Below are 19561 nucleotides of genomic sequence, written 5' to 3' on the forward strand. Positions count from 1 at the left end.
CTTGCCAGGGCGTTGTGTCTGGTTTTGCATTGCCAGCGCCCCTCAGTCCAGTTCCCGCGCCAGGGTCGGCGGCATCTTGCCGGGCGGCGGCGGCGGCCAGCCGCCCAGGTCGCGGAAGCGGTTGACCATGGAGCAGAACAGCTCGGCGGTGCGGGTGGCGTCGTAGAGGGCGGAATGGGCCTCGCGCTGGCTGAAGCGGATGCCGGCGGCCTCGCAGGCCTTGGCCAGCACCGTCTGACCGTAGACCAGGCCGGCCAGGGCGGCGGTATCGAAGCTGGAAAACGGGTGGAACGGATTGCGTTTGACGTCGTTCCGCTCGGAAGCGGCGTTGAGAAACCCCTGATCGAAGAAACTGTTGTGCCCGACCAGCACCGCCCGGTTGCAGCCGTTCTGCTTCACCGCCTTGCGGACCGGATCGAAAATCCCCTTGAGCGCGATATCCTCGGCCACCGCGCCGCGCAACGGGTTGCTCGGGTCGATGCCGGTGAAATCCAGGGCCGCCTGCTCGATATTGGCGCCGGGGAAGGGGTCCACATGGAAGTGGATCCGGGTGGCCGGGCGCAGGTGGCCGCCAGCGTCCATCTCCAGCAAAACCGCCGCGATTTCCAGCAGGGCGTCGTGGCGCGCGTCGAAGCCGCCGGTTTCCACGTCCACCACGACGGGCAAAAAGCCCCGGAAGCGCAAGGCAAGGGAAGGGTGTTTCTCGCTCATGGAGTCTCCGTACAAGGCGTGCCCATGCTACGGGGCCCGCTATCCCCGCACAAGACCGCCGGCCCAGAGCCGGGCTGAGGCGCCATTCTACACAAAACCGGCGATAAAGCGCGGCCTCCCGTGGACAGGTGACGGCGATGGACGGTGGCGGGTACAATACGCGGTCTTTCGTTCACTGCCATCGTCCGGCCAGGCCGGCGGTGCGCGTCCACGTGTGGAGCTTTGCATGTCCGGCATCAAGAAAGTGGTATTGGCCTATTCCGGTGGCCTGGATACTTCGGTGATCGTCAAATGGTTGCAGGAAACCTACCAGTGTGAGGTGGTGACCTTTACCGCCGATATCGGCCAGGGCGAGGAAGTGGAGCCGGCCCGCGCCAAGGCCCAGGCCATGGGCGTGAAGGAAATCTACATCGAGGATCTGCGCGAGGAATTCGTGCGTGACTATGTCTTCCCGATGTTCCGCGCCAACACCATTTATGAGGGCGAATACCTGCTGGGCACCTCCATCGCGCGTCCGTTGATCGCCAAGCGTCTGGTTGAAATCGCCGAGGAAACCGGCGCCGACGCCATCTCCCACGGCGCCACCGGCAAGGGTAACGACCAGGTCCGCTTTGAACTGGGTGCCTACGCGCTCAAACCCGGCATCCAGGTGATCGCGCCGTGGCGGGAATGGGATCTGAATTCCCGTGAAAAGCTGATGGCCTTCTGCGAGGACCATGAGATTCCGGTGGATTTCACCAGCAAGAAGAAGAAATCCCCTTACTCCATGGACGCCAACCTGCTGCACATCTCCTATGAAGGCGGCAATCTGGAAGACCCGTGGTGGGAAGCCGAGGAAGACATGTGGCGCTGGAGCGTGAGCCCGGAAAATGCGCCGGATCAGCCCACCTACATCACCCTGACCTACGAGAAGGGCGATATCGTTGCCATCGACGGTGAGCGTCTGAGCCCCGCCGAGGTGCTCGCCAGGCTGAACAAACTGGGTGGTGACAACGGCATTGGCCGTCTCGACATCGTCGAAAACCGCTATGTCGGCATGAAGTCCCGGGGCTGCTACGAAACCCCTGGCGGCACCATCATGTTGCCGGCCCACCGTGCCATCGAGTCCCTGACCCTGGACCGTGAGTCCGCGCACCTGAAGGACTCGGTGATGCCCAAGTACGCCGAGTTGCTGTACAACGGCTATTGGTGGAGCCCGGAACGTCTGGCGCTGCAAAAGCTGATCGACGCCACTCAGGAACACGTCAACGGTGAAGTGCGGGTCAAACTGTACAAGGGCCATGTGGCCGTGGTCGGCCGCCGTTCCGACAACGACAGCCTGTTCGACGCTTCCATCGCCACCTTCGAGGACGATGCCGGCGCCTACAATCAGAAGGACGCCGAGGGCTTTATCAAGCTGAACGCCTTGCGTTTGCGTATCGCCGCCAAGAACGGCCGGAAATTGTCGTAACCGGGCCGTCATCAACGGCTTGTAAAAAGCAGATCGCGGCCCGTGGGCAGCTCCTACACCGACGTTGATTCCAACGGTAGGGGCGGCCCACGGGCCGCGATCGTTTTTAATGGGAAGCTACGGTATCTTCCATATAGTCTGTAAAGACGGAAACCAGGGACCTCAGGATGAAGAAAACCGTCGTTGGCTGGCGGGAGTGGGCCAGTCTGCCGCAACTGGGTATTCAGGCGATCAAGGTCAAGGTGGATACCGGCGCGCGTACGTCGGCGCTGCACGCCTTCAGTGTCGAGCACTTTCAGCGTGACGGCGAAGACTGGGTGCGTTTTTTGATTCATCCGTTCCAGCATTCCGATGAGGTTCGCGAGTGCGAAGCGCCGGTGCTGGAGTTCAGGGTGGTGTCGGATTCCGGTGGTCACCGTGAACGGCGCCCGGTGATCGTCACCGAGGTGGTGATGGGCGGGCAACGGTGGCCGATCGAGGTGACCCTCACGGATCGTGACACCATGAAATTTCGCATGTTGCTGGGACGCACCGCCATGAAGCGCATCATGGTGGATCCCCGGTCTTCTTTCCTACTCGGTGGTAATGAGCGTCAGCCATGAAAATCGCCATTCTTTCCCGTAACAAGCATTTGTATTCCACGCACCGTCTGTTGGAGGCGGGCAAGGAAGCCGGCCATGAGATGCACGTCATCGACACGTTACGCTGCTATATGAGCATGGTTTCGCACAAACCGGAGATTCACTTCAAAGGTGAGGTGCTGGAAGGCTTTGACGCCGTCATCCCGCGGATCGGTGCGTCCATCACTCAGTACGGTACCGCGGTACTGCGTCAGTTCGAGATGATGGGCGTGTTCCCGGTGAACGAATCGGTGGCCATTTCCCGTTCCCGGGACAAGCTGCGTTCGCTGCAGCTGTTGTCCCGCAAGGGGGTGGGGCTGCCGGTGACCGGGTTTGCCCACTCCCCGGATGACATTCCCGACCTGATCAGCATGGTCGGCGGCGCGCCGCTGGTGATCAAGATGCTGGAAGGCACCCAGGGGATCGGCGTGGTGCTGGCGGAGACGGTGAAGGCGGCGGAGTCGGTGATCGAGGCCTTTATGGGCCTGAACGTGTCGGTGATGGTGCAGGAGTACATCAAGGAAGCCGGCGGTGCCGATATCCGTTGTTTCGTGGTCGGTGGCAAGGTGATCGCGGCGATGAAACGGCAGGCGAAGGCCGGTGAGTTCCGTTCCAATCTCCACCGTGGCGGCACCGCCAGCCTGATTCGCATCACCCCGGAGGAGCGTGCCACCGCGGTGCGTGCCGCCCGCATCATGGGATTGAATGTGGCCGGTGTGGATATTCTCCGTTCCAATCACGGGCCTTTGGTGATGGAAGTGAACTCCTCGCCGGGCCTGGAAGGGATCGAAAGCGCCACCGGCAAGGACGTGGCCGGCATGGTGATCCGTTTCCTGGAAAAAGAGGCGCGGCCCCATCGCACCCAGACCAAGGGAGCGAAGGGATAAAAGAGAGTTAACAGTTAATAGTGAAGAGTTAACAGCGAAAGGCAAAGGACGAGGTGATCTTGTGGGAAGCCTGCTTGCAGGCGAATGCCACTGGCAGATCTGGTGCGGGTAATCGATGAAGAACAGCAACCCCAAAAACCCTAAAGAACAAAAAGCGGTGCCGTTTCAACTGAATGGCATCACCGTGGCGCCGGGTACCCGCGCCAAGGTGGAGTTGCCGCTGGCGCAGCTTTATACACAGACGCCGTTGAACGTGCCGATCCATGTCATTCACGGCCGTCATCCCGGGCCGGTGCTGATGGTGAGCGCGGCCATTCACGGTGATGAACTCAACGGTGTGGAAATCATCCGCCGCCTGCTGCGCCATTCCTCCCTGCGCCGTCTTAACGGCACCTTGCTGGCGGTGCCGGTGGTCAACGTGTTCGGGTTCATTCACAAAACCCGTTACTTACCGGACCGCCGGGATCTCAATCGCTGTTTTCCCGGTTCGGAGACGGGCAGCCTGGGAGCCCGCATGGCCTGGCAGTTCAAGACCCAGGTGCTGGATCGCGCCACCCACGCGGTGGACTTGCACACCGGTGCTATCCACAGGGCCAATTTGCCGCAAATTCGCGCCGACCTGTCCAACCAGGCCACCGCCGATATGGCCAGAGCGTTCGGCGTGCCGGTGGTGATCAACTCGGTGCTGGGTGAGGGCACCCTGCGGGAAGTGGCGGAAGCCCAGGGTATTCCGGTGATCACCTACGAAGCCGGCGAGGCGTTGCGCTTCGAGGAAGGCTGTATCCGGGCCGGGGTGCGAGGGGTGCTCAATGTCATGCACCATCTGGGCATGACTGGCCCGCGCAAGACCCGGGCGCCGCTGGAGCCGCACATCGCCCGCTCCTCCAGTTGGGTCCGGGCGGAGCGCGATGGTGTGTTTCTGCCGCTGGTGGCGCTTGGCGCCTGGCTCAAGAAGGGCCAACTGATCGGCCGCATCTCCAGCCCGTTCGGTGGTGATGACGTGGCGATGTATTCTCCCTGTGCCGGTATTCTGGTAGGCCGCAACAATCTGCCGCTGGTGAACGAAGGCGAGGCGCTTTATCACATCGCCCGGTTCGATGAAGTGCAGGAAGTGGCGCAGAATCTGGAGGTGTTTACCTCCGACATCGAACACGGCCCGACCCTGGCGGGGGAGCCACCCATCGTTTAGCGTTGCCGCTTTCGCTATTCTTTGTCCCTCTATCGTGACTGGGAGACACCATGCCTGTGCCTTCACCCCGGACGTTGTACCGGGGTCTGCGGAACCTGCTGCGTTTTCTTGCCCGCCCGGTGCGCCGCGCCGAGGGGCGGGGAGAACGGGTGATTCAATGCTATCGGGGCTATGGGTCGCGCCAGGAGCTGTTTCTGATTGGCCGTGTATTCCGTCAGCCGGGCCTGGGGCTGGACCTGGCGGAAGGACCTCTCAACGATCTGGTCAACGTGGGACGGCGTACGGTGCGCTGGGGTATTGGCGGAGCACGGGTTCAGGTGCGTGCTCTGGGCTCCCGGGACCAGGTAAAAACCGACAGTGACGGTTATTTCTCCGTACGTTTGCCAATTCAGGAAACGTTGCCGGTGGAATCATCCTGGCAAACCGTGCGGCTGACGCTGTTGCCGGAGCGGGACGGCGACGAGCCGGCCAACGCGGACGCGAAAGTGTACATCCCGCCCGGGGATGTGGACCTGGCGGTGGTCAGCGACATCGACGATACCGTGATGTTCACCGGGGTCGCCAACAAGCTGTGGATGCTGTATCGGCTGTTCGTGGAGAAAGCCCGTCATCGCACCGCTTTCCCCGGCGTTTCCGCGTTGTATCGCGCGCTGTTTCATGGCCTTGATGGCGAGCGGCGCCGGCCCATGCTGTATGTGTCCCGGGCGCCCTGGACCATCTATGAAATGCTGTCGGAGTTTTTTCACCTCAATCGCATCCCCCATGGCCCGATTCTGTTCCTGCGTGAATGGGGGTTGACGCTGCAACGGCCCTGGCCGCGCCGCGCCAAGGATCACAAGGCGCTGCTGATCCGCCGCATGATGGCGTTGTATCAGCAACTGCCGTTCGTACTGATCGGCGACAGCGGCCAGCGAGATCCGGAAGTGTACGCGCGGATCGTCGCCGAGCATCCGGGGCGGGTGAAGGCGATCTACATTCGGCATGTCCATCAGAGCCCGTCCCGGGATCGCGAGATTCACCGGCTGGCCCGACAGGTAGCGGCTCAGGGTTGTGAGATGATCCTGGCCCGCAACAGCCTGGAGATGGCCCGCCACGCCCACCGCCTGGGCCTGATCAGTGATGCCGGTTTGCAAGAGGTCGATGAAGACTGTCAGCGCCGGTCACAGGACTAGGGCCGACCGGCCGGCACGGCGACTCCCCCCGTTTGTTACAAGCTCCCACGGATCATGCCACGAAGCCGCCGTGGGAAGCGGCCTTGGCCGCGAATGCCCGGACCGTTGGCCATTCGCTTGCAGGCAAGCTTCTCACGGTGGTCTTGACTCCTTCGGCGAAATATTCAACGCTTGATGAGTTTTTATTCATCGAATGATGAATAAAGTGGCCGGACAGCATCGTGTGCCGCGCCGGTCCGGAAACATTATCGAACAACAACAACGACAATCAGGAGAACAACAATGACGAGTAGACCCATGCGGTCCCTGGTGATCGCGTTCCTGACCCTGGTGGCCGCCGCCGCTCCGGCGCTGGCCGGCGCTGGCGCCTGGCAGAACAACCTTTCCCTGGGCGGTTTCAACAAGGTGCATCTCTATACGCCGGATGGCGATTCGCCAGTGGGCAACGGCAAGGCGCTGTTGATCGTGCTGCACGGCTGTACCCAGTCCATCGATGCCTACAAAACCGCCAATCTGGAAGTGGCCGCCGAGGAATACGGCATGGTGGTGGCGGTGCCGGATGCCATGAACAAGGCGGGCTTCAGTTGCTGGTCCTATTGGCAGGGCACCAAGTCCCGTTCCGCCGGTGACTACAAGAATCTGATCAACCTGGCCAATACCCTGTCCGGCGACGCGGCCCGTGGTATTGATCCTAACCAGGTTTATATTGCCGGTTTGTCTTCCGGTGCCAGCTTCGCCAATACCACCGCCTGCCTGGCGCCGGATGTGTTCGCCGGAGTCGGAGTCAGCGCTGGTCCCAGCGTTGGCACCAGTTCCAGTGGCGCCATCGGGACCTGCGAGCAGGCCGATGTGGAAAGCCGCTGCCGCAATCTCGGCGGCGGTTATCAAAGCGCTTTCGACACCCAGGTTGCTTCCATCGCCCATGGCGATGCCGATACCACCGTGGACACCTGCTATAACCGGCAAAACGCCGAAGGCATGGCGGGGTTGTACGGCGTCAGTGAGGTGGCCGGCAGCACCGTGATCAACGCCGACGGCGGTAGCGCCGAGGAATTTCTGTGGCAGGACGGCCGCGTCTCCATGCTCTGGTTTCACGGCCTGGATCACTCCTGGTCCGGTGGTCAGGGCGCCTCCGGCAGCTATGTCAGCGGTGCCAGCATCAATTATGCCCGTTATCTCGGCGGTTTCTTCGCCGAGCACAATGCACGGATCGACCGTAACCGGGTGCCGACCCTGGCCCAGGTGGACGTCACCGCCAGCGCCGATCGGATCCAGGTCAGCGGCCAGGCCAGTGACGAGGACGGCACGGTCAGTAGCGTGGCCATCGTCATCGAGGGGGTGAACGGCGGCGGCGCCACCCTTGCCGCCGCCATCGACAACAACGGTTATTTCCAGGCTACCAGTGATCCCCTGGCGGACGGCCTGTACACCGTGGCGGTGACCGCCGCCGATGACGATGGCGGTGAAAGCGAACCGGTTATCCGTACCGTGCGGGTGGGGCCGGAACCACCGGCCAGCGCGCCGGTACTCAGTGACATCGCGGTGAGTGTGGACGGGCAATGCGCCACGGTTAGCGGTCAGGTGGTGGATGAGAACCAGGATCTGGCCGGGGTGACGGTGACCTTCGCCAGCGGCGTCCGGGCAGCAGGGATCGATGGCGTGCGCTATAGCGCGCGGGCCTGTGACTTGCCGGGCGGCGCTCAGAACGCCACCGTGAGCGCCGAGGACGAAGGCGGGCTGAGCAGCGGCGATCAGATCGATTTCGTCATCGACGCCGGCCAGACCGCCACCCTGGATCAGCACATCAGTGCCGGGCGGTTGGACTACACCAATTACGCCGACTGCTATCTGGAATACGGCGCGGACGCGTTCAAGCTGACCGAAGCAACGGTCAGTGGCCAATGCCAGTGGCAGGATGACGATGCCAGTTGCGCGGGACCGGTACAGGCCTGTTCCGGGGCGGGCGGGGGCGGAGATCCGCAGCCGCAACCGGGTGACGAATGTCAGACCCAGTCCACCTACAATTACTATCACAAGGTGGCGGGACGGGCTTACAGTACGGGTAACTACTATGCGCCGGACTATTTTGCCCAGGGCAGTGATGAACCGATGGCCGGTTCCACCTGGGGCCTGACCGCGTTGTACAGCGAGGATGGCGGTAACGTCTGGCGGCTGGGGGAGTGTCCGTGAGGCACGTAAGACGCAACACGCAACACGCAACGCGCTTGCACGCCATGCTTGCCAGCCCGGTAGCCATAGGGAAAGGGCTGATTCCTCGGGAAGTCCGGGGTGGGGCAGCACGCCTCCAAGGCTGGCTATCCGGGTTTGGATTCAGCCTGCCGGCGTGTTGCGTGCTAGCGTGCCAGCGAGTGTCCGGCGGTTGTTGAACCCGGGGGGCTTGCGTACTATCCGTCCATGACGACCAAGCCCCCCAAGTCCGCGGCTTCCCCCGCCAGAAAGAAAACCGTGGGCCGTCCGCGTTCCCGCGATGGCGGTGGCAACCGGGACACGCTGATTCTGGACGCCGCCGAGCGTCTGTTCGCCTACCATGGCTATGACGCCGTCACGCTGCGGGCGGTGGCTCGCGAGGCCGATGTGGATCTGGCCCTGATCGGCTATTATTTCGGCGCCAAGCAGAAGCTGTTCGACACCGTGTTCCAGCGTCGGGCACGCATTCTCAACGAGGACCGTCTGGCGGCGCTGGCATCCGCCCGCGCTGAATGCGATCCGATACCACTGGAAAAAATCATCGAGGCTTATCTGCGGCCACTGGAAATGGCCCAGGAGAGCGAGGATCGGGGCTGGCGTAACTATTGCGCGCTGTTGGCCTACGTGAACACCTCGCCGGTGTGGGGACCGGTATTGATGAGTCGCCATTTCGACGGCCCCATGGAAGCGTTCGTGGAAGCGCTGGCGGCGGCCCTGCCACGGGCCGAGCGTGCCGATCTGTACTGGTGCTACCACTTCATGTCCGGTGCCATGTCACTGACGTTCGCCAATACCGGCCGCATCAATGCCATGTCCGGCGGCCTGTGCCGCTCCGACGACTTCCAGACCGCCTATGACCGCATGATTCCGTTCGTGGTGGCGGGGTTCGAACGGGTGTGCGGTCCACTGGGCTGAGCGTTTGGCTCAGTCCTTTTTGTCCACCGTGCCACCGGCTTCACGCCAGGCCTTGAATCCGCCTTCGATGTCACACACCGGGCCGAACCCCATTTCCACCAGCTGCTGGGTGGCCAGGGCGGAACGGTGGCCCAGGGCGCAGAACAGCACGAAACGCTGGCCGCTGGCGAAGGCGTCCTTGTGGTACGGGGAATCCGGATCGACCCAGAATTCCAACATGCCGCGTGGGCAATGCAGAGCGCCGGGCACGGTGCCTTCGCGTTGCAGCTCGCGCACATCGCGCAGATCGACGAAGCGGGTGTTCGGATCGTCGAGCAGCGCCACCGCGTCCTCCGCCGTCAAGGATTCAATGCGGGCCTTGGCCCGCCGTACCAGTTCGTCACTGCTCAGGGTCAGTGTTGTCATCATTCTCTCCCGATCATGGCTTGGTGCCGATCATAGAACCCGTCCGGGTCGCGCGACTTCGCCCTCGCGAATCAGCACGTCGCTGATTTCATCGAGAATGGCGGGGTCGTCGATGGTCGGCGGCAGAGGAAAGTCCTTGCCGTTGACCATCTTACGCAAAGCGGCACGCAAGGTCTTGCCGGAGCGGGTTTTCGGTAATCGCGGCACGATCAGGGCGCGACGGAAACACGCCACCGCGCCGACCTGGTCGCGAATCAGGGCGATCAGTTCCTGCTCCACCTGTTGTGGTGACTGCCCGACGCCGTCCTTGAGCACCACCAGCCCCAGCGGCACCTCGCCCCGCAGTTCATCGTGGCGGCCGATCACCGCCGATTCCGCCACCGCCGGATGGGTGGCGATGTGCTCTTCCATGATGCCGGTGGAAAGCCGGTGACCGGCCACGTTGATGACGTCGTCGGTGCGGCCCATGATGTGCACGAAGCCGTCTTCGTCCAGGTAACCGCCATCGCCGGTGTGGTAATAGCCGGGATAGGTGCGTAAATAACTTTCCAGATAGCGTGGGTGGTCGTTCCAAAGCGTTTGCGCGCAGCCCGGCGGCAGCGGCAGGCGCAGCACGATGTCCCCTTCCTGGTTGGGCGGCAGCGGCTGGCCGTCCTCGCCCAGCACTTCCACCAGGTAGCCGGGTACCGCCCGGTTGGTGGAGCCGTTGCGCACCTCCCGTTCGCCGAGTCCGGCGCAGGGGGCGGTCACCGGCCAGCCGGTTTCGGTCTGCCACCAGTGGTCGTACACCGGCCGCCCGGTGAGGTCGCTGAGCCATTGGTAGGTGGGGGTATCCAGCTTTTCGCCGGCGACGAACAGATGCTTGAGCGTGTCGATCCGGTAGCGCTGGAACAACGTGCCTTCCGGATCCTCCTTGCGCATGGCCCGGAAGGCGGTGGGCGCGGCGAACAGACCATTGATGCCGTACTCTTCCACCAGCCGCCAGTAAGCACCGGCGTCCGGGGTCTTCACCGGTTTGCCCTCGAACATCACCGTGGTGCAGCCGCCCAGCAGCGGTGCGTAGACAATGAACGAGTGGCCCACCACCCAGCCCACGTCGGAACAGCCCCACCAGATTTCCCCGGCTTCCATGCCGTAGATGTTGCGCAGCGCGTAGAGCAGAGCGACGGCGTGGCCGCCGTGGTCGCGGACGATACCCTTGGGCTTACCGGTGGTGCCGGAGGTGTACATGATGTAAAGCGGGTGGTTGGCGTCGAGCGGCGCCGGCGGCGCCAGGTCACTGCCATCGACGGTGGCCCGCCAATCGAGAAATCCGTACTGCCGCAGTTCCGCGGTTGCGGTTTCGCGCTGCAGTACCAGGACCTGATCGACGTGATGCCGGCATTGTCGCAGAGCGCCGTGAACCAGCGGTGTGTAGGGAATCACGCGATCGATCTCGATGCCGCAGGAAGCGGTCAGGATCACCTTGGGCCTGGCGTCGTCGATGCGCACCGCCAGTTCGTTGGCGGCGAAACCGCCGAACACCACGGAATGCACCGCGCCAATGCGGGCGCAGGCGAGCATGGCCATGGCCGCTTCCGGCACCATCGGCATATAGATCACCACCCCATCGCCCGCCGTGACGCCGAGACGGGTGAGCGCGCCGGCCAGCTCGGCCACCCGTTCCAACAGCTGGTTGTAAGTGTAACGCTGGCGGACGCCAGTGACCGGGGAATCGAAAATCAGTGCGTCCTGCTCGCCCCGGCCTTGCTCCACCTGATGGTCCAGGGCCAGATAGCAGGTGTTCAGGCGGCCATCGCCGAACCAGCGGTGAGTACCGTCATCCAGGGTTTCCAGGATGCGCGTGGGCGGTCGGTACCAGGCCACGTCGCGGGCCTGCTCGGCCCAAAAGGTTTCCGGTTGTTGGCGGGCCTGCTGAAAGGCATTCCGATAGCTCATTTCCGATTCCTTGCCGTTTGTTGTTTTGTGGCGTGCGGAGGCGACGTCGGCACGCGGTACGGTTATCCAAGCATCGGAGCTGCCGGGATGCCAGTAGACGATGGTCGGTTTTTTGGGGCTGGACGTGAAAGCATCGCTTGCACGCAACACGCAACACGCAACACGCAACACGCAACACCGCTAACACACTCCATTCGCGGCCCAGGCCGCTCCCACAGCGACGCTGTAGCCCTCTTGTGGGAAGCGTGTGTACACGCGAATCGAGCCCGGCGCCCAACCCGCCAAAATGGATCGGGCAGCAGTGCCCACGAACCGCGCACCTGACCGGAATTAATGTCTCGAAAACCGGCTGGCAAGCCGGGCGGTTAGCGTGCCGACGTGTCAGCGAATTATGGGACGAGGGTATAGAGACCTTCCGGTAACCCCGGACTGGTCGTGGGAGCGGCTCACGAGCCGCGATTGCCCGCCGTGCCGGACCTAAACCACCCCACCATTGGCGCGCAGCACCTGGCCATTGACCCAGCCGCCGTCGGCGCCGACCAGGAACGCCACGGTGCCGGCGATGTCCTCCGGCGTACCCAACCGTTCCATGGGGCTCAGTTTCGCCAGCCGTTCCACCAGCTCCTCCGATTTGCCGTCCAGGAACAGATCGGTGGCGGTGGGGCCCGGCGCCACCGCGTTGACGGTGATGTCGCGGCCGCGCAGTTCCTTGGCTAGGATGCCGGTGAGGGTTTCCACCGCTGCTTTGGTGGCGGCGTAAACGCCGTAGTTTTCCAGCTTCAGGCCCACCACGCTGGTGGAGAAATTGACAATGCGGCCGCCCTCGCGCAGGCGCCGCGATGCCTGGCGCAGGGTATTCAGGGTGCCCTTGAGGTTGATGGCGATCTGGCTGTCCACCAGCTCGTCGTCGCCGTCGGCCAGGGGCGCCAGTTTGAGAATACCGGCGTTGTTGATCAGCACATCGACACCACCGAATGCGGCCTCGGTGGCATCGAACAGTTCCGCCACTGCCCGCGGGTCACTGACATCGGCCTTGACCGGCAAGGCGGTGCCGCCGGCTTGTTCGATCTTCGCCGCCAGGGCTTCCGCCGCCGGGGCGCTGGCGGCGTAGTTGATCACCACGGCATGGCCATCGGCGGCCAGGCGTTTGGCGATGGCGGCGCCAATGCCACGGGAAGCGCCGGTGACGATGGCGACGTTCTGGTGAGGAGCGGACATACAGGTTCTCCTTGGTCGGTTTATGCGGGAAACCGGAACACCATACACCCCTGTACAGGGTGAATAATTAGGAGAAATTCGATATCACTGTTCATCAATCATGAACAAAAAGAGAAGATGGAAAGCGCGAAGGCAGGGAACTCTGCTGCCCCACGATGCTGTGAGGTATCGGTGGACGTCGTATTCGCTGCCAAGGCGGTTTCCCACGGAGAAAACTACAGCGCCGCCGTGGGCGTTGCCTTGGCGGCGAATTTGAGGCGCCGCGGGCGCGGGTTCGATCAGCCGCGGCTGGCGCGGTTGCCGCCATTGCCGCCGCGCTGGCCACCGCCACCACGGCGACGCCGGCGCGGTGCCGGCTTGCCGTCGGCATCGCGGGGCGCGGAGCGGCGCTGGCCACCGCCTTTGTTGGCAGGGGCATTCCCTGAACGGGAGCCGGGGCGGGAACCATTGGGACGGGAGCGCGGTTCCCGATCATCGGGGATATCGGCCACCGCCGGCGGTTCGAAGTTGCTCACCTGGCGGCGTTCGATCGGCTGTTTGATCAGTCGTTCGATACCTTTGAGCAGTTTCTGATCCTCGCCGCTGACCAGTGACACTGCTTCACCGTCGGCGCCGGCGCGGCCGGTACGGCCGATCCGGTGCACGTAGTCCTCGGCCACGTTGGGCAGGTCGAAGTTCACCACCTGCGGCAGCTGATCGATGTCCAGGCCGCGGGCGGCGATATCGGTGGCCACCAGAGCGCGCACATCGCCGCTCTTGAAGCCGGCCAGGGCGCGGGTGCGGGCATTCTGGCTTTTATTGCCGTGGATCGCGGCGGCTTCGATGCCGGCGTTTTCCAGCTGTTTGGCCAGGCGGTTGGCACCGTGCTTGGTGCGTGTGAACACCAGCACCTGGAACCATTGCTGATCGCCGATCAGATGGGTGAGCAACGCCGCCTTGTGCCGTTTGTCCACGGTCACCACCCATTGACGCACCCGCTCGGCGGTACTGTTGCGCGGGCTGACGTCGATTTCCTTGGGATTGCGCACCAGGGTCTTCGCCAGCGTGCGGATTTCATTGGAGAAGGTGGCGGAGAACATCAGGGTCTGCCGCTGCTTCGGCAACAGTCGCAGTACCTTGCGGATGTCGTGGATGAAGCCCATGTCGAGCATCCGGTCCGCTTCATCCAGCACCAGGATTTCCAGTTGGTCGAAGGACATCGCCTTTTGCTGATACAGGTCCAGCAGCCGTCCGGGGGTGGCCACCAGCACGTCCACACCGCCGCGCAGACGGTTGATCTGCGGGTTGATGTTGACGCCGCCAAACACCACGGCGCAGCGCAGCGCGGGCAGGTATTTTCCGTACTCGACCACGCTTTCACCGACCTGGGCGGCCAGTTCACGGGTGGGCGTCAGGACCAGCGCCCGCACCTGACGGCTGCCGGCCGGCTTGCCCGGCTGCAGCCGTTGCAGCAGTGGCAGGGTAAAACCGGCGGTCTTGCCGGTACCGGTCTGGGCGGCGGCCATTACGTCACCGCCCTCCAGAACCGAAGGAATGGCTTGGGCCTGAATCGGCGAGGGGCGGTCGTAGCCCTGTTCGGACACGGCACGCAAAAGGGGATCGATCAATCCGAGGGACTGGAAATCCATAGGGGGTATCTTCGGCGTTAAGGAAGGGAAGCAATAAAGGCGCGAAGGTTACCTGATTGGCGCCGGGGGCACGAGGACTTTATCTCTTGCGGGCCATGGAGAAGGCCCATGGAGAGCGGTATTGACACATTTTTACGGTCGGGGGCGGAGGAACAGGCCGCGACGGGATCAGCCGGGGCGTGGTCTGGCCGGGCCTTCCAGTACCTGACTGGCGAAGGCTGGCAGGCCGGCATGGCGGTAACGGTGGGTCTGGGTAAGATCGAAACCGGCATCGCGGAGGATATCAGGGGTCGCTCGGTTGAGGTGACAGCCGCACGCCAAATGCTTCCATAACGGCGTCAGACGATTTTGCCAGCGTTGCGTGCGGGAATTGGGGCTGGCGATGTGCTCCAGAACCAATAACTGACCTGTATCAGACATCACCCGCCGCATTTCCCGGGCGGCCAGTTCAGGATCGGGGATGGTGCACAGCACCAGGCACGCGACCACGGTGTCAAAGTGTTGGTCCGGGTAGGGCAATCGCCGTGCATCACCGGCCAGCAAGCGGATGCGTTCAGGGTGGCGGCCGTTGTCAGCTTGTCGGCGGGCCCGGTTGAGTAATGGGAGGCTCGGTTCCAGGCCGTGGATTTCAGTGGCCTGATCACTGTAGAACGGCAGATTGGCGCCATTGCCGACGCCGATTTCCAGGACCCGCCCGCGAGCGGCGGCAATCAAGCGTTGGCGATCGCGATGGAAAGGACGTGTCCCCAGGTCCAGCAGGGGCGGAAAAATGTAGTCACTGTAGAACCCCATGGCGTGGGCCTGTTTGTTGTTATCGGCCCATGCTTGGCCAAGCGGGGACGGGAAGTCAAGCCGGCACACTGATTCGCTGGCAAGCCAGCCTCCCACAGCGGCTCCGCGGCCCTCTCTGTGGGAAGCGAGCTTGCTCGCGAATCAGTGTGCCAACGGTTGCGTGTAAACGGATGTTCCACAACTGTAGGGTACCAGTGGCTCACGAGCCGCGATTTGTCTCAAAGCGTTAGCGGCTGATCAGCGCCAGCTCCGCGTCCTGTTGCAGTACCGCCCACCAGCGCCGGCCGTGGTCGGCGTCGAAGCCCACCAGGGGCTGATCGGCGCAGGCGTCCGGACGGTTTGGCTGCGTGCTCAGGAAGGCGCTGTCGAACGGTTGTTGTATCACGCAGTCGGTGTCAGCAATGGCCTGCCAGCCGTCGGCGGTGCGCCACGCCAGAGTGTGGCTGTCGGTGTCCAGGCCTTCGCTGGCGTCGAAGGTCAGCGCATAGGCGTCGGACACGGCGGTGGTCAGATCCCAGGCTTTGCTGGCGGTGGCTGGCAGGGTATGAGGCTGCTTGGCGGTGCCATCGGGCTGGCTGCCGGGCAGGCCAACCATGCTTTCGATGTCCTTCACCGCGCCGTAGGCGCTGGAGTAGGTGCCGGTCTGGTTCTGAGTGCCGCTGACGATGAGAATGTCCGAAGCGGTATCCGAATCGCCCTGTTGCCAGCTCATGGTCACCAGCTCTTTGAGATCGATGGTGGTTTCGGGAATTTCCACTTCGCTTTCGTTAAGCGCGACCAGGCGCTGGTTGCCGTTGAGGTTGGGGGTCCAGGATTCGTGGTACTGGAATAGGAACTGGTAGCCCAGGCGCATCAGGTCGGTGACGGTTTCGGCGCGGCTGAAGCCGGGGGTCACGCCCATGTCGCGGGTACGGCTTTCGACCCGGTTAAAAGTGTTGTTGGTGCCGGCCACCATGCGCGCCACGCTGCCGTCGTCGCCGGTGCAGTCGTTGCTGATGTAGCTGGCGTCCAGGTACATCACCGGGCGGGTGCCTTCGGGAATGGAGTTGGGGTAGACCAGCCGTTCGCAGCGGTTCTTGGTGCGTGAAAAGCGATCCATCAGTTTCCATTGCGGGTCGGCCAGTTCTTTGACGCCGTCTTCGTTGCTGCCGATGGTGTGTTCGACGTACCAGGACTCATAGTCGACCCGGTCGCCCTGGAAGGTGAGCACCGAGGCGTTGGCGTCATAGGCCGGGGAACCGTTATCCATGGTATTCATCTTTTGCTGCACGACACGCTGCACCAGTTCCCGCTCACCGTAGCGGAATTCATAGCCTTTATAGGAGGCGTTGCCGGACATGATCTGGGTGTACTGCGGCAGACGGTAGTTGCCGTCGGCGGTGGTCCAGGATGAAGGATCGACCCAGATCGGCGCGGTGATCACGGAGCGTTGATACATGTGTTCGTGGCCCTGCACCCAGAGCACATCATAGCGTGCGAAGAAGGCGCGGATGTCGTCCCACATGTCCATCAGGGCGTTATCTCCTTTGGTGCCCTCCACGATCATCTCGCGGGTTTCGCCGTACTTGGCACCGATCAGGCCGTCGTGGCTGGCGATCACCAAGTGGTCGAATTTGCCTTCGTTGGCGGCCACTTCCTGCTTGATCCATTGAAAGGCGATGGGCAGGTTGTAGTACTTGAGCAGGATGATCATCACGTTGTCGCGGATCACGTAGTAGTTCAGGTACTGGGCGCCGGCCATGTGCACCGCATCCTCGGGGATGTAGTGCTTCATGTTCTCGATCCATTCCACCGAGTAGGCGTAGCTGTCTTCGTGGTTGCCCATCAGTGGCAGGAATTCGATGCCGGCGTCACGGTAGCCTTCCGCCACCGAGGTCCATTGCTCGAACTCGCGGGTGGTGCCGTGGTCGGTGAGGTCGCCCACCGGGATCACGATGTCCACACCCAGTTCCTGTTCCTTGTCGAGCACCGCTTTCATCGGGTGCATGGAAACGTTGTCGCCGCCGCCCTGGGTATCGGGCAACAGACCAATGCGCAGGGTGGAAACCGGTGTCGGCGTGGGTGTTTCGCCGCCGTCGCCGGGATCGGTGGGTGGCGCGCCGGAATCGGATGAGGACGAAGAACCGCCGCAGGCGGACAACAAGCCGCCGAGCAGCACCGCGTACAGCGGTAATGCCGTGAATCGCATGATGTGAACCCCCAGTTTGGTATTGGTATGCCCGGGTGCATCCCATCACGCGCCTTGCTTCGCGCTTCTCCGCGACGGCGGAGGCGGGGTATGGAACCCGGGTCGGGAGCGGGCGGGCTCCCTGAGCGCTGCTTATGCTGGACAAGGGATGTGATGATTCGGCGTCATTGAAATGACGGTTTGATGATCCGTGCTGTCCCCCGGTTGAGCCCGCTCTCTGAGACGCGACACGCCGGTCGGCCTTGGAGGTATGAATTCAGAGCTGCTACGAAGCCGCTGTGGGAGCCCGCCTGCTGGCGAATCTTTTGGGCTTGGCGATTCCGTTCGCTTGCAGCGGTCCGCCGCCCGGACAAAGCTCCTACAGCAGCTTCGTAGTCTCCCTGTGGGAGATGCATCAGCGGACGAAGCGGACCGTCATGAAGCGTAGCGGTGGAACACTTCCAGGAAAGCGTCGCCGTAGGCTTCCAGTTTGCGGTCGCCGACGCCGCTGACGCTGGCCATGTCACGCAGCGAGGCTGGGTGAATCGCCATCATGTCGAGCAGGGTGGCGTCGTGAAAGATCACATAGGGGGGCACGCCGGCTTCCTCGGCCAATTGCTTGCGGCAGGCGCGCAGGGCTTCCCAAAGCGGGCGTTCGGCGTCCGTCACCGGCACCCGCTCGGCGCGGCGGGAGCGGGTCTGGGCACGGGCCACATCCTTGCGCAGCTGCAGCGACCGCTCACCGCGCAAATACGGACGGCAGTTTTCGGTGAGCTGCAGAGCGCCATAGCCGGCGGCATCCACGGTGAGCAGGCCCAGTGCCACCAGTTGCCGGTACACGGCCCGCCACTGATTGGCGGACAGCTCGCCGCCGATGTTCCAGGTGGAGACATGGTCATGGCCGGCGGAAGCGACTTTATCGCTGCGATTGCCGGTGAGTACATCCACCAGGTGGTTGACGCCGAAGCGCTGGCCGGTGCGGTAAACACAGCTGAGCGCCTTGCGCGCCACTTCGGTGGCGTCGAATGTCTGCGGCGGATTCAGGCAGGTGTCGCAGTTGCCGCAGGGCTGATCCAGGGCTTCACCGAAATAATTCAGCAGTGCCTGGCGCCGGCACCGGGTCACTTCACAGAGGCCGAGCATGGCTTCCAGCCGCTGATGCTCATGCCGCTTGAACTGTTCGTTGCCTTCCGATTGCGCCAGCATCTGTTTGTGGCGGATGGCGTCTTCCAGGCCGTAGGCCATCCAGGCGGTGGCGGAGGCGCCGTCGCGGCCGGCCCGGCCGGTTTCCTGGTAATAGGCTTCGATGCTTTTGGGCAGATCCAGGTGAGCGACGAAGCGCACGTCCGGTTTGTCGATGCCCATGCCGAAGGCCACGGTCGCCACCATCACCAGGCCGTCCTCGCGCAGGAATCGCTGCTGATGGCGCGCGCGCATCTCGCCGCCGAGCCCCGCGTGGTAGGGCAGGGCGGGAATACCCTGTTGGTTGAGCCAGTCGGCGGTTTGCTCCACTTTGTTGCGGGACAGGCAATAAACAATGCCGGCGTCGCCGGCGTGCTCGTTGCGAATCAGCCGCAACAGTTGCTGGCGGGCACTGTCCTTGCGTTCGATCCGGTACTGGATATTGGGACGATCGAAACTGGAGACGAAATGCCGTGCCTCGGTCAGGTCCAGCCGTTCAGCAATCTCCTGGCGGGTACGCGGGTCGGCGGTGGCGGTCAGGGCGATGCGTGGCACCTGGGGGAATTCCCGGTGCAACAGCGATAGCTGCAAATAGTCGCTGCGGAAATCGTGGCCCCACTGTGACACACAGTGGGCCTCGTCGATGGCGAACAGCGCCAGCGGCGATTGGTGCAGCAACTCCAGGGTTCTCGGCTGGGTCAGTCGTTCCGGGGCCACGTAGAGCAGATCCAGGGTACCGTCGCGGACTTGTTGTTCCAGCTCCCGGGCCCGACCGGCGTCGAGGGTGGAATTGAGGAAACCGGCGCTGACGCCGAGGGCGTTGAGCGCGTCCACCTGATCCTGCATCAGTGCGATCAAGGGGCTGACCACCACGCCGACGCCCTCCCGCGCCAGGGCCGGGATCTGGTAACACAGGGATTTGCCGCCGCCGGTGGGCATCAACACCAGGGCGTCGCCACCGCTGACCAGGGTGTCGATAATGGCGGCCTGCTGGTTACGGAACTCGTGGTAGCCGAATACGTGCTGGAGAATCGAAAGGGGATCGCGTTGCATGGCGGCAGTATACCTGCCCGTGGACG

Annotated in this window: 15 protein-coding genes; 7 read left to right on the forward strand and 8 right to left on the reverse strand. The window is 63.2% G+C overall.

The features are described 5' to 3' along the window. Positions 1-42: 42 nt before the first annotated feature. Positions 43-711 carry a ribonuclease T gene (gene rnt, locus A6D6_RS17660; RefSeq protein WP_133493504.1) on the reverse strand — a complete coding sequence of 223 codons (669 nt, stop codon included), beginning with the start codon at positions 709-711 and terminating at the stop codon, positions 43-45. 226 nt (positions 712-937) lie between these two features. On the opposite strand from rnt, the gene A6D6_RS17665 reads away from it, so the two are divergent. The 7 genes from A6D6_RS17665 to A6D6_RS17695 all read left to right on the forward strand — a co-directional run bounded on the left by A6D6_RS17665 (position 938) and on the right by A6D6_RS17695 (position 9152). Further along, a complete protein-coding gene (locus tag A6D6_RS17665; protein ID WP_133493505.1) occupies positions 938-2161 on the forward strand; it encodes an argininosuccinate synthase in 1224 nt (407 codons plus the stop codon). Between the two features lie 167 nt (positions 2162-2328). Continuing rightward, the gene (locus tag A6D6_RS17670; protein WP_133493506.1) at positions 2329-2763 is read left to right on the forward strand and encodes an ATP-dependent zinc protease family protein; all 435 of its coding nucleotides are present in this window, start codon (positions 2329-2331) and stop codon (positions 2761-2763) included. After that, positions 2760-3668, forward strand: a complete 909-nt coding sequence (gene rimK, locus A6D6_RS17675; protein ID WP_133493507.1) for a 30S ribosomal protein S6--L-glutamate ligase — start codon at positions 2760-2762, stop codon at positions 3666-3668. The genes A6D6_RS17670 and rimK overlap by 4 nt, the downstream gene beginning before the upstream one ends. Positions 3669-3783: 115 nt before the next feature. Beyond that, the gene (locus A6D6_RS17680; protein WP_133493508.1) at positions 3784-4857 is read left to right on the forward strand and encodes a succinylglutamate desuccinylase/aspartoacylase family protein; all 1074 of its coding nucleotides are present in this window, start codon (positions 3784-3786) and stop codon (positions 4855-4857) included. 50 nt (positions 4858-4907) lie between these two features. After that, positions 4908-6029, forward strand: coding sequence for an App1 family protein phosphatidate phosphatase (locus tag A6D6_RS17685; RefSeq protein WP_133493509.1), 1122 nt, complete (start codon positions 4908-4910; stop codon positions 6027-6029). Positions 6030-6311: 282 nt separating this feature from the next. Beyond that, a complete protein-coding gene (locus tag A6D6_RS17690; protein WP_159661442.1) occupies positions 6312-8219 on the forward strand; it encodes an extracellular catalytic domain type 1 short-chain-length polyhydroxyalkanoate depolymerase in 1908 nt (635 codons plus the stop codon). A 225-nt stretch (positions 8220-8444) separates the two neighbouring features. Then, a complete protein-coding gene (locus A6D6_RS17695) occupies positions 8445-9152 on the forward strand; it encodes a TetR/AcrR family transcriptional regulator (protein WP_236564153.1) in 708 nt (235 codons plus the stop codon). Positions 9153-9161: 9 nt separating this feature from the next. On the opposite strand, the gene A6D6_RS17700 is transcribed toward A6D6_RS17695, so the two are convergent. From A6D6_RS17700 to recQ, 7 genes are all read right to left on the reverse strand, one after another. Next, the gene (locus A6D6_RS17700) at positions 9162-9560 is read right to left on the reverse strand and encodes a rhodanese-like domain-containing protein (RefSeq protein WP_133493512.1); all 399 of its coding nucleotides are present in this window, start codon (positions 9558-9560) and stop codon (positions 9162-9164) included. A 27-nt stretch (positions 9561-9587) separates the two neighbouring features. Next, on the reverse strand, positions 9588-11495 hold the full coding sequence (locus tag A6D6_RS17705; protein WP_159661443.1) for an AMP-binding protein: 1908 nt from the start codon (positions 11493-11495) through the stop codon (positions 9588-9590). A gap of 477 nt (positions 11496-11972) precedes the next feature. Beyond that, the gene (locus A6D6_RS17710) at positions 11973-12713 is read right to left on the reverse strand and encodes an SDR family oxidoreductase (protein ID WP_133493514.1); all 741 of its coding nucleotides are present in this window, start codon (positions 12711-12713) and stop codon (positions 11973-11975) included. 278 nt (positions 12714-12991) lie between these two features. Further along, the gene (locus tag A6D6_RS17715) at positions 12992-14341 is read right to left on the reverse strand and encodes a DEAD/DEAH box helicase (RefSeq protein ID WP_159661444.1); all 1350 of its coding nucleotides are present in this window, start codon (positions 14339-14341) and stop codon (positions 12992-12994) included. A 168-nt stretch (positions 14342-14509) separates the two neighbouring features. Next, positions 14510-15133 carry a class I SAM-dependent methyltransferase gene (locus A6D6_RS17720; protein WP_159661445.1) on the reverse strand — a complete coding sequence of 208 codons (624 nt, stop codon included), beginning with the start codon at positions 15131-15133 and terminating at the stop codon, positions 14510-14512. A gap of 226 nt (positions 15134-15359) precedes the next feature. After that, the gene (locus A6D6_RS17725; RefSeq protein ID WP_159661446.1) at positions 15360-17321 is read right to left on the reverse strand and encodes a metallophosphoesterase family protein; all 1962 of its coding nucleotides are present in this window, start codon (positions 17319-17321) and stop codon (positions 15360-15362) included. Between the two features lie 414 nt (positions 17322-17735). After that, positions 17736-19535 carry a DNA helicase RecQ gene (recQ, locus tag A6D6_RS17730; RefSeq protein WP_133493518.1) on the reverse strand — a complete coding sequence of 600 codons (1800 nt, stop codon included), beginning with the start codon at positions 19533-19535 and terminating at the stop codon, positions 17736-17738. Between the last annotated feature and the right edge of the window lie 26 nt (positions 19536-19561).

The organism is Alcanivorax xiamenensis, from assembly GCF_009846745.1.
In the GTDB taxonomy this organism is placed as follows: domain Bacteria; phylum Pseudomonadota; class Gammaproteobacteria; order Pseudomonadales; family Alcanivoracaceae; genus Alloalcanivorax; species Alloalcanivorax xiamenensis.

What these genes read in the sequence shown, in the direction of transcription:
- A6D6_RS17665 (WP_133493505.1), top strand. Translation starts at nt 938, where the DNA reads ATGTCCGGCATCAAGAAAGTGGTATTGGCCTATTCCGGTGGCCTGGAT.
- A6D6_RS17690 (WP_159661442.1), top strand. Translation starts at nt 6,312, where the DNA reads ATGACGAGTAGACCCATGCGGTCCCTGGTGATCGCGTTCCTGACCCTG.
- A6D6_RS17705 (WP_159661443.1), bottom strand. Translation starts at nt 11,495, where the DNA reads ATGAGCTATCGGAATGCCTTTCAGCAGGCCCGCCAACAACCGGAAACC.
- A6D6_RS17720 (WP_159661445.1), bottom strand. Translation starts at nt 15,133, where the DNA reads ATGGGGTTCTACAGTGACTACATTTTTCCGCCCCTGCTGGACCTGGGG.
- A6D6_RS17725 (WP_159661446.1), bottom strand. Translation starts at nt 17,321, where the DNA reads ATGCGATTCACGGCATTACCGCTGTACGCGGTGCTGCTCGGCGGCTTG.
- rnt (WP_133493504.1), bottom strand. Translation starts at nt 711, where the DNA reads ATGAGCGAGAAACACCCTTCCCTTGCCTTGCGCTTCCGGGGCTTTTTG.
- A6D6_RS17680 (WP_133493508.1), top strand. Translation starts at nt 3,784, where the DNA reads ATGAAGAACAGCAACCCCAAAAACCCTAAAGAACAAAAAGCGGTGCCG.
- recQ (WP_133493518.1), bottom strand. Translation starts at nt 19,535, where the DNA reads ATGCAACGCGATCCCCTTTCGATTCTCCAGCACGTATTCGGCTACCAC.
- A6D6_RS17685 (WP_133493509.1), top strand. Translation starts at nt 4,908, where the DNA reads ATGCCTGTGCCTTCACCCCGGACGTTGTACCGGGGTCTGCGGAACCTG.
- A6D6_RS17715 (WP_159661444.1), bottom strand. Translation starts at nt 14,341, where the DNA reads ATGGATTTCCAGTCCCTCGGATTGATCGATCCCCTTTTGCGTGCCGTG.
- A6D6_RS17670 (WP_133493506.1), top strand. Translation starts at nt 2,329, where the DNA reads ATGAAGAAAACCGTCGTTGGCTGGCGGGAGTGGGCCAGTCTGCCGCAA.
- A6D6_RS17710 (WP_133493514.1), bottom strand. Translation starts at nt 12,713, where the DNA reads ATGTCCGCTCCTCACCAGAACGTCGCCATCGTCACCGGCGCTTCCCGT.
- A6D6_RS17695 (WP_236564153.1), top strand. Translation starts at nt 8,445, where the DNA reads ATGACGACCAAGCCCCCCAAGTCCGCGGCTTCCCCCGCCAGAAAGAAA.
- A6D6_RS17700 (WP_133493512.1), bottom strand. Translation starts at nt 9,560, where the DNA reads ATGATGACAACACTGACCCTGAGCAGTGACGAACTGGTACGGCGGGCC.
- rimK (WP_133493507.1), top strand. Translation starts at nt 2,760, where the DNA reads ATGAAAATCGCCATTCTTTCCCGTAACAAGCATTTGTATTCCACGCAC.